The organism is Mesorhizobium sp. M1322 (genome assembly GCF_040318085.1).
In the GTDB taxonomy this organism is placed as follows: domain Bacteria; phylum Pseudomonadota; class Alphaproteobacteria; order Rhizobiales; family Rhizobiaceae; genus Mesorhizobium.
The window spans coordinates 1-10197 of the sequence record NZ_JAMYLP010000137.1 but is presented as its reverse complement, the minus strand read 5'-3'; the positions used below and the strand labels follow the sequence as shown (position 1 = coordinate 10197).

The window sequence follows — 10197 nt, the reverse complement described above, 5'->3', positions numbered from 1 at the left end:
GGCGCAGCGTAGCTGATCTCCCCCCTCGAGGGGGAGATGTCGCCGAAGGCGACAGAGGGGGTCGCAGCGCGTAGGACGCCGACACCTTCTTCGCTTCCGCAAGGTGCCCGGCGCTTGATGTGAGACGACCCCTTCTGGCCTGCCGGCCATCTCCCCCTCAAGGGGGGAGATTGACAGCTTCAGCGATTTCGCCAATCACCAGCGCTCAAAAAAGGAAGGGCTGGCAATAGCCAGCCCCCGTTGTCTTACCAGGACGAAGATGTCCGCCTCGGCCCTGCTTAATCCTAAGCCAGAAGATTATTTGCCGGCTAAAGACATGGGTACCTCAAGCCTCTACCGCTCCTGCTTCAACCGCCGGCAGAGCTCATCGAGCTGGTCCAGTGTCCGATAAGCGACGCGCAGCACGCCGCCGCGCTCCTTATGCTCGATCGTGACGATCATGCCGATCGTGTCAGTCATCAGTTTTTCCAGCGCCAGCGTATCGGCATCCTTTTGCGCCGGTTCCGCAGGCTGTCGCTTAACAGTTGGAGCGCCGGCCGGCATCTGCGCCAGCGCTTCGGCCTGGCGCACCGAAAGCCCCCCCTCGACGATCCGCTTGGCCAGGCCCGCCGGATCCTGCGCCGTCACCAATGTGCGGGCGTGGCCGGCCGACAGCGCGCCGTCGACCAGCATGTCGCGGATCACCTCGGGCAGCTTCAAGAGCCTGAGCGTGTTGGCGACATGGCTGCGACTCTTGCCGATCACCTGACCGAGATCGGCCTGGGTGTAGCCGTGATCGTCGATCAGCTGCTGATAGCCCATCGCCTCCTCGACCGGGTTGAGGTCGGTGCGCTGGACGTTTTCGATGATCGCCAGTTCGAGCGCGGTGCGATCGTTGACGTCGCGCACGATGATCGGAATCTCGCTCAGCCCGGCGCGCTGCGCGGCGCGCCAGCGCCGCTCGCCGGCGATGATCTCGTAGCGGCCAGCTTGCGTCGGCGACGGCCGTGCCACCACCGGCTGCACCACGCCATGTTCGCGGATCGACTGGGCAAGATCGGTGAGATCGGCGTCGCCGAAATGCCGGCGCGGGTTTTTCGGGTTCGGACTCAAGAACTCGATCGGCACCTTGCCGTCGGCGTTCACGCCCTGCTTTTCCACTGCTGCCGGACGTTCGATTTCGCCGATCAGCGCCGCCAGTCCCCGCCCCAGTCTTTTTCTTGAAAGGTCTTCGCTCATCGTCTGTCCAGATCGTTTCGGTATCGAATCAGCTTCTTTGGCGGCAGCATCAGGCGGCGCGCAGTTTGCGCTCGCGGCGGATCACCTCGGAGGCAAGCTGCAGATAGGCCTGGCTGCCCGAGCATTTGAGGTCGTAGAGGATCGCCGGCTTGCCGTAGGACGGCGCCTCGGAGACACGCACGTTGCGCGGAATCACGGTTTCGTAGACTTTGTCGCCCATATGCGCGCGCACGTCCTGCACCACCTGGTTGGCGAGGTTGTTGCGCCCGTCGAACATGGTCAGCACGATGCCCTGGATCGTCAGGTCGGGATTGATAGAGCGGCGGACCTGCTCGACCGTCTCCAGCAGTTGGCTCAGGCCCTCGAGCGCAAAGAACTCGCATTGCAGCGGCACCAGCACCGAATCGGCCGCCGCCATCGAGTTCAGGGTCAGGAGATTGAGCGATGGCGGGCAATCGATCAGCACATAGCCGAAGGGCGCGCCACGCTCGCTCGCGGCCCGTAGCGCATTGCGCAGCTTGAGCACCCGGTCGGGTGCGGAAGCGATCTCCATCTCGATGCCGAGCAAGTCGAGTGTCGACGGCACGATCGACAGGCCCGGCACCGCCGTCGGGATCGCCGCTGCTTCCAGTTCCAGCTCACCGGTCAGCACGTCATAGGACGAGACGGTACGGTCCTTGCGGTCGATGCCAAGGCCGGTCGAGGCATTGCCTTGAGGATCGAGGTCGACGATCAGCACCTTTTCGCCGATCGCCGCCAGAGCCGTGGCCAGATTGATGGCCGTCGTCGTCTTGCCGACGCCGCCCTTCTGGTTGGCTACGGTGATGATTCGGGGGCCATTCTTCATCATGGGTCTATGCCAGAAATTCATTCCGAGGTCGCCGATCTCAAGTCAGTTGGCGCAAAATCAGACAGTTCGAGGATGACGCCATGAGCGTCGGTCGCGCTGGCATGTTCTACCAGATCGAACGACCATCGTTGAGCGCTTTCTGCCACTTCGGCGCGGTAATCCCGGCCTTTGTGGAACAGGGCGCACGCGCCGGCCGTCAGCCACGGCGCCGACAACTCGAGCAACACCGGAAGCGACGCCAGCGCCCTGGCGGTGACGATTTGCGGCGTCGAAACAAGCGGATAGGCGTCATCGATGCGCCGCGCAATGATGCGGGCGGGCAGGTTGAATTGCCCGACGACGGCTTGCAGGAACGATGCTTTTTTCCGGTTGCTTTCAACCAGATCGATGCTGGCGCCGTCACGCTCGGCAAGCAGAAAGGCAAGCACAAGACCGGGAAACCCGCCGCCAGAGCCGAGATCGACCCAGCGCTTCGCGCCCGGCTTGATTCGTGCCAGCTGCGCGCTGTCGAGGATGTGGCGGCGCCAGACATCGTCCTGCGTCGATTGCGCCGCCAGGTTTATCCGGCGGTTCCATTTCTGGAAGACCGTCTCGAACGCGACCAGGCGTTCGAATGTTTCACGTGAAACCGGACCGGCAGCCTCTTGCAGGCTCGCCCACGAGGCAGCGCTCACGCAACATTCCTTCGCGCCGTAGCCTCGGCGTTGCGGACATGCACGACAATGATCGCCAGCGCTGCCGGCGTCATGCCTTCCATCCGCTGGGCATCGGCTATGGAACGCGGCTGGCGTGCCAGCATCTTCTGCTTCAGTTCGTTGGACAGGCCGGGAACAGCAGCAAAATCGAGCGAAGCCGGGATCAGCCGGCTCTCTTCATGCCTGATCTGCGTAACGTCAGCTTGCTGGCGGTCGAGATAGACGGAATATTTCGCCTCCGTTTCGAGGCGTTCGGCCGTCTTGGCGTCGATTGCCGCGAACTCCGGCGCGATTCGGGTCAGCCAGGCGACATCGACCGCGGGATAGGCCAGCAACTCGTAAGCGGAACGGCGCACACCGTCTCTGTTGATCTCGAGCCCATGGCGCGCCGCTTCGTTGGGAGTCATGATCGTGCCAAGCGCAATGTCCCTCGCCTTTTCAAGGGCCTGCACGACATCGTTGAACCGCTGCATCCGCTCCTGCGAGGCGATCCCGAGCTTCATGGCCAGCGGAGTCAGCCGCTCATCGGCATTGTCGGCCCGCAGCGACAGCCGGAACTCGGCCCGTGAGGTGAACATGCGGTAGGGCTCGGCGACACCGCGGCTGGTCAAATCGTCGACCATCACCCCGATATAGGCCTCGGTGCGGCTGAGCACGATCGGATCGCTTGCCGATGCCTGGCGCGCGGCGTTGATGCCAGCGAGCAGCCCTTGCGCGCCGGCCTCCTCGTAGCCGGTGGTGCCGTTGATCTGCCCGGCCAGGAAAAGACCGGCGATCCGCTCGGTTTCCAGCGTCGGCTTGAGCTCGCGCGGATCGACATGGTCATACTCGATGGCATAGCCGGGCTGCAGCATGGCAGCATGCTCCAATCCCGGAATGGTCTTCAGAATGTCGAGCTGCACATCCTCGGGCAGCGAGGTCGAAATGCCGTTGGGGTAAACAGTGTCGTCGTCCAGCCCTTCCGGTTCCAGGAAAATCTGGTGACCCTCGCGGTCGCCGAACTTGACGATCTTGTCCTCGATGGACGGGCAATAACGCGGCCCCACGCCTTCGATCGAGCCGGAATACATGGCCGAACGGCCGAGATTAGCGCGGATCAGCTCATGTGTCGCCGCCGTCGTACGCGTGATGCCGCAATGGATCTGCGGGTTGTCGATGCGGTCGGTTAACAGCGAGAACGGCACCGGGTCGTCATCCGCCGCCTGGCTTTCCAGCGAGGCCCAATCGATGGTCCGGCCATCCAGCCGCGGCGGCGTGCCGGTCTTCAGCCTTCCGAGCTTGAAGCCGGCACGACTCATCGTCGCCGACAGGCCGAGGCTGGCCTGCTCGTTCATGCGGCCGGCAACGATCTTCTTCTCGCCGATATGGATCAGCCCGCGCAGGAAAGTGCCGGTGGTCAGTACCACCGCGCCGCAGGCAAGCCGGCGGCCACCCGCCAGCAGCACGGCCGCGATGCGTCCATTGTCGATTTCGAAATCCAGAACTTCGCCCTCGACCACCCCAAGGCCGGCCTGCTCGCGAATCGCCTGCTGCATGGCAAGCCGATAGAGTTTTCTGTCCGCTTGCGTCCGCGGCCCGCGCACCGCAGGTCCTTTGCGGCGGTTGAGCAGGCGGAACTGGATGCCGGCCGCATCGGCAACGCGCCCCATCAGCCCGTCCATGGCGTCGATCTCGCGAACCAGATGCCCCTTGCCGAGCCCGCCGATCGCCGGGTTGCAGGACATGACGCCGATCGTATCGAAGCGCAGCGTCACCAGTGCCGTTCTCGCGCCGGCGCGCGCGGCAGCGCTGGCCGCCTCGCAACCGGCATGGCCGCCGCCCACCACAACCACATCATAGTGATCGGTCATTTCAGTATTCCAGATTCAGGTTGACCGACACATGTCGCCGGAGGCACGCGCTGTCAAGAACGCTGGCCAATTGCTCAGGTTGAATTTGCCGGGATAGACGGTGAGATCACTGAATCGCTGTGCTCTTCGGCTGCTGTCACGGCATGGATCCTAGGGTCTGCGCTCCGCTTCGCGACGCTCCGCATTGCCCAGCGGATCGTTTCACGTGAAACAAGCCTTCGAGCAGACCGCGTGTTGTTTCACGTGAATCACGGCACGCCTTCCGTCTCAATGTTTCACGTGAGTCATTTTCCGATACAGAACTGCGCGAAGATAACGTCGAGCATGTCCTCGACGTCGACGGCTCCGACAATGCGGCCAAGCCTGTCCGCTGCCAGGCGCAATTCCTCGGCCCGCAACTCCTGTCCGCGCTTATCCTCGGTCACTGCCGCAAGCAGGAAGCGCTTGGTTTCATCGAGGAGCTCGACATGGCGCAGCCGCGACGGCAGGATATCGCCGGCCCGGCCGATCTGCGCGGCGGCGCGGCGGCCGATCTCCGCCAGCAATTCCGCCAGCCCGCTGCCGTCCCTGGTCGAGATCACCGCGTCGTAGCGCGACACAAGCGATTTACCCTGCAGCAAATCGACCTTCGTCCCGATCCTCAAGGCCAGGACGCCGGCCGGTATTGCCCCGATCGGGACCGGCTCCACCATATCTTCCAGCACCAGCAACAAATCGGCGGTCCCGGCCTTGCTCCTCGCCCTTTCGATGCCGATGGCCTCGATCCTGCCGGGCGTCTCTCGCAGACCGGCGGTATCGGTTATTCTGACGCGCATCCCCTCCAGATCCAGCACCACTTCGAGCAGATCGCGGGTGGTGCCGGGCTCTTCCGTCACGATCGCCGCCTCGCGCCGGGCCAATGCGTTGAACAGGCTTGACTTGCCGGCGTTCGGCGCGCCGAGGATGACGACCTCGAACCCGTCGCGGATGATTTCGGCCGCCCGGAACCCTTGGACATGACGCTCGATCTCGTCGATTATCACGCGGACGTCCGACCAGACCGTCTCCGCAACGGAACCCGGCACATCGTCTTCGTCGGCAAAATCGATTTCGGCTTCGATCATCGCCCGCGCATGAATGAGCCGACGGCGCCAGCCGAGATAAAGCTCGCTCTGTGCACCCTCGGCATTCTGCACGGCAAAGCGTCGCTGAGCCTCGGTTTCAGCGTTGACGAGATCGGCCAGCGCTTCAGTCTCGACCAGATCGACCTTGCCGTTGAGAAAGGCGCGGCGGGTGAACTCGCCCGGTTCGGCATGCCGGACCCCATCGAAGCCGGCAATCGTCTCGAGCATCCGCACCACGACGGCGCGTCCGCCATGGACGTGGAACTCGGCAATATCCTCGCCAGTAAAGCTGTTCGGACCGGCAAAGAAAACAACCAGGCCGCTGTCGAGCACCGACCCGTCCAGCGCCCTGAACTTGCGATAGGCGGCAACACGGTCTTTGACCATTGAGCCGGCAATCGTTACGAGCACGAATCGACTTTGCGGGCCGGAAATGCGGATCACGGCTACACCGGCGGGCAGGCGGCCGCTCGACAGGGCAACTATGGAATCACCTGAAATCATTTGCCGACCTAGCACAACCGCCCTAGCTTCGCTTGTTCATCGAGTGCCCGACCGTGACATTGCCCGCGCAAAACCTGCTTGCCGAAGAGGCCAGCCCCTATCTGCAGCAGCATAGCGGCAACCCGGTGCATTGGCGGCCATGGTCGCCGGCGTCGCTCGCCGAAGCAAAGGCGCTCGAGCGGCCAATCCTGCTCTCGGTCGGCTACGCCGCCTGCCACTGGTGCCATGTCATGGCGCACGAAAGCTTCGAGAACGACGACGTCGCCGCCGTCATGAACCGTCTCTTCGTCAATATCAAGGTCGATCGCGAGGAGCGGCCGGACATCGACCAGATCTATATGGCCGCACTGTCCTCGATGGGCGAACAGGGCGGATGGCCGCTGACCATGTTCCTGACGCCGGACGGAAAGCCTTTCTGGGGCGGCACCTATTTTCCGCGCGAAGCCCGTTACGGCCGCCCGGGCTTCGTCCAGGTGCTGGAGGCGGTCGACAAGGCGTGGCGGGAGAAGAAAGAAAGCGTTAACCAAAGCGCCGACGGCCTGACCACGCATGTCGAGGCGCGGCTGGCGGGCACGCATGCCAAGGCCGTGCTCGACCGCGACACGCTCGCGACGCTCGCCAACGGCATCGACGGCATGATCGACCGTGAGCTGGGCGGACTGCGCGGCGCGCCCAAATTCCCCAACGGCCCGTTCATGCAGACGCTCTGGCTGTCCTGGCTGCGCGATGGCGCCACTTCTCACCGCAACGCCGTCCTGCTCAGCCTCGAGAAGATGCTGGCGGGCGGCATCTATGACCATATCGGCGGCGGGCTGAGCCGCTATTCGACCGACGCCGAGTGGCTGGTGCCGCATTTCGAAAAAATGCTCTACGACAACGCCCAGCTCATCCGGCTGTGCAATTGGGCCTATGCCGCGACCGGCAATGAATTGTTCCGGGTACGAATCGAAGAGACGATCGACTGGCTCTTGCGCGAGATGCGCGTCGATGGTGCCTTCGCCGCCAGCCTCGACGCCGACAGCGAAGGCGAGGAGGGGCTGTTCTACACCTGGAGCAGGGATGAGATCGAAACCACTCTCGGCGACGAATCACCCTTGTTTTTCCAATACTTCACGCTTTCCAGCCCGCATGGCTGGGAAGGCAAGCCGATCATCCACCAGACCGAAACCCAGCAAACGCAAAGCGCCACCGATCGCGATCGGCTGATCCCGCTGAAAGAAAAATTGCTGGCAGCCAGGGAGCAGCGCGTCAGACCCGGGCGTGACGGAAAAAAACTGACCGATTGGAACGGTCTGGTGATCGCGGCTCTCGCCGAAGCCGGGCGCGCCCTGAAACGGATCGACTGGATCGAGGCGGCGGAACAAGCCTTTGCTGCGATTGCCAGCGCTGCTCGAGACGACCGCTTGCCGCATTCGATGCTTGGCGCAAAGAAGCTTTTTCCTGCGCTGTCGAGCGACTGCGCCGCCATGGCCAACGCCGCGATCTCCTTGTTCGAGGCCACCGGTACATCGAGCTATGCCGAGCTGGCCGGCCAATTCATCGCGCAGCTCGACCAATGGCATAGCGATGAGAACAACACCGGCTACTATCTCACCGCGTCGGACAGTGCCGACGTGCCGATCCGCATCAGGGGCGATGTCGACGAGGCCATCCCGTCAGCTACCGGCCAGATCATCGAGGCCATGGTCCGGTTGTCCTCGCTTTCCGGCGATCTCGAACTGCAGGAAAAGACCTGGAAGGTCGCCGAACACGCGGCCGGCCGTGCGGCGCATCAGGCCTATGGCCAGGCAGGTGTCGTCAACGCCTGTGCCTTGGCAATCGAGCCGTTAAAATTGGTGCTGGTGGACGACCCGGAGAATCCTGGGCTTGTTCCGGTTGCGAATCGAAATCCGGACCCGCGCCGGATCGACATCATCGTGCCGGTCGGCTCGGCAACGAACCTGCCGATACTGCCAGGCGGCCTTCTGCCACCAACCGACAAGCCCGGCGCCTGGCTGTGCACGGGGCAGGTCTGCCTGCCGGTGATAACGGATGCTGAGGAGCTGGAACATCTTTTGCGCCGGCGATAGCGAAGGGCAGATAAGGGTAGATCGCCTTACACCCCGAAGCTTAGCGCTGCCCCTCACCTGCCTGCCGGCATCCTCTCCCCGTAAACGGGGCGAGGGACGATCTCATCGGCGGTTTCGCCAACCACCAGCGTTGCAAGAAAAGGTGCCGACGTTGCGACCAGCCTCTTTCTCCCCGTAAACGGGGAGAAATGCCCGGCAGGGCAATGAGGGGCAGCGCAGATTTCTGCGATTTGCTGTGAGCTTTCGTACCGTCGTCACGCTACCGGGCAAAAAAGACCTCGGCGAGGGCAAGGGAACCCGCCCCAATTCCCTACGTGTTCATCGAATCGAAGAAATCCGCATTGGTCTTGGTCTGCTTGAGCTTGTCGATCAGGAACTCGATGGCGTCGGTTGTGCCCATCGGCGCCAGGATGCGGCGCAGCACGAAGATCTTCTGCAGGTCCTGGCGGGCGACCAGCAGGTCTTCCTTGCGGGTGCCTGACTTGAGGATGTCCATGGCCGGGTAGATGCGCTTGTCCGCCACCTTGCGGTCGAGCACGATTTCCGAGTTGCCGGTGCCCTTGAACTCTTCGAAGATGACCTCGTCCATGCGGCTGCCGGTATCGATCAGCGCGGTGGCGATGATGGTCAGCGAGCCGCCTTCCTCGATGTTGCGGGCTGCGCCGAAGAAGCGCTTCGGCCGCTGCAGCGCATTGGCGTCGACACCGCCGGTCAGCACCTTGCCGGATGACGGCACCACGGTGTTGTAGGCGCGGCCGAGGCGGGTGATCGAATCCAGCAGGATGACGACGTCGCGCCCGTGCTCGACCAGGCGCTTGGCCTTCTCGATCACCATTTCGGCGACCTGGACGTGGCGCACCGCCGGCTCGTCGAAGGTCGAGGAGACGACCTCGCCCTTCACCGAGCGCTGCATGTCGGTGACTTCCTCCGGCCGCTCGTCGATCAAGAGCACGATCAGATAGCATTCCGGATGATTGGTGGTGATCGAATGGGCGATGTTCTGCAAGAGCACCGTCTTGCCGGTGCGCGGCTGTGCCACGATCAGGGCGCGCTGGCCTTTACCGAGCGGCGCCACCAGGTCGATGACGCGGGCCGAGATGTCCTTCGAGGTCGGAACGTCCATTTCCATCTTCAGCCGCGAGGTCGGGTAAAGCGGCGTCAGATTGTCGAAATGGATCTTGTGACGGATCTTTTCCGGGTCGTCGAAATTGATCGTGTTGACCTTGAGCAGCGCGAAATAGCGTTCGCCCTCTTTCGGGCTGCGGATCGGGCCTTCAACCGTATCGCCGGTCTTCAGCGAGAACCGGCGGATCTGCGACGGCGAAATATAAATATCGTCCGGACCCGGCAGATAATTGGCATTGGCCGAGCGCAGGAAGCCAAATCCGTCCTGCAGCACTTCGACGACGCCGTCACCGATGATCTCGATATCCTGGGTCGCCAGCCGCTTCAGGATCGCGAACATCAACTCCTGCTTGCGCATCACGCTGGCGTTCTCGACCTCGAGCGATTCGGCATAAGCGATCAGCTCTGGCGGTTTCTTGTTCTTGAACTCTGTGAGTTTCATTTCTTGCATCATTAGACGGACTCTGAGTGAGTAAGCATTGGGAAAAATATCGGCGGGATGCGACAAATGCCGGGCGCGGCCGAAGCGATGAATGGGCGGCGCATGACGGGAAGGAAGACCCGTCTTTTATCGTCGGTCGAGTGAAAGAGCAAGCCGCCTTTTGTCAGGCCAATCGCTTCAGGTTTGCGCTGCCCCTCACCTGCCTGCCGGCATCCTCTCCCCGTATGGTGACGGGGAGAGGGGCGCTTGTCCGAACCGGATAGATAGGTAACAGAATGGACCGATTGCATGGGTGACAGTTTTCTTGTCCGCCGGGAGGACCGGCGATGGTTTGGCGAGAG

7 protein-coding genes are annotated in these 10197 nt (G+C 62.8%); 1 reads left to right on the top strand and 6 read right to left on the bottom strand.

Annotated elements, in window-relative coordinates:
- Window positions 1-333 precede the first annotated feature (333 nt).
- The 5 genes from NKH12_RS28630 to mnmE all read right to left on the bottom strand — a co-directional run bounded on the left by NKH12_RS28630 (window position 334) and on the right by mnmE (window position 6220).
- On the bottom strand, window positions 334-1218 hold the full coding sequence (locus tag NKH12_RS28630; RefSeq protein ID WP_352956215.1) for a ParB/RepB/Spo0J family partition protein: 885 nt from the start codon (window positions 1216-1218) through the stop codon (window positions 334-336).
- A gap of 49 nt (window positions 1219-1267) precedes the next feature.
- On the bottom strand, window positions 1268-2068 hold the full coding sequence (locus tag NKH12_RS28625; RefSeq protein ID WP_352956214.1) for a ParA family protein: 801 nt from the start codon (window positions 2066-2068) through the stop codon (window positions 1268-1270).
- Between the two features lie 17 nt (window positions 2069-2085).
- Window positions 2086-2742 carry a 16S rRNA (guanine(527)-N(7))-methyltransferase RsmG gene (gene rsmG, locus NKH12_RS28620; RefSeq protein ID WP_352956213.1) on the bottom strand — a complete coding sequence of 219 codons (657 nt, stop codon included), beginning with the start codon at window positions 2740-2742 and terminating at the stop codon, window positions 2086-2088.
- Complete coding sequence (gene mnmG / locus NKH12_RS28615; RefSeq protein ID WP_352956212.1) at window positions 2739-4613, bottom strand: tRNA uridine-5-carboxymethylaminomethyl(34) synthesis enzyme MnmG; 1875 nt, start codon at window positions 4611-4613, stop codon at window positions 2739-2741. Before mnmG ends, rsmG begins: the two co-directional genes overlap by 4 nt.
- Window positions 4614-4897: 284 nt before the next feature.
- Complete coding sequence (mnmE, locus tag NKH12_RS28610; protein ID WP_352956211.1) at window positions 4898-6220, bottom strand: tRNA uridine-5-carboxymethylaminomethyl(34) synthesis GTPase MnmE; 1323 nt, start codon at window positions 6218-6220, stop codon at window positions 4898-4900.
- Window positions 6221-6273: 53 nt separating this feature from the next.
- Between mnmE and NKH12_RS28605 the strand changes: the two genes are divergently transcribed.
- The gene (locus NKH12_RS28605; protein WP_352956210.1) at window positions 6274-8289 is read left to right on the top strand and encodes a thioredoxin domain-containing protein; all 2016 of its coding nucleotides are present in this window, start codon (window positions 6274-6276) and stop codon (window positions 8287-8289) included.
- A gap of 310 nt (window positions 8290-8599) precedes the next feature.
- Here NKH12_RS28605 and rho read toward each other — a convergent pair whose 3' ends face one another.
- The gene (gene rho, locus NKH12_RS28600) at window positions 8600-9865 is read right to left on the bottom strand and encodes a transcription termination factor Rho (RefSeq protein WP_027153631.1); all 1266 of its coding nucleotides are present in this window, start codon (window positions 9863-9865) and stop codon (window positions 8600-8602) included.
- Window positions 9866-10197 lie beyond the last annotated feature (332 nt).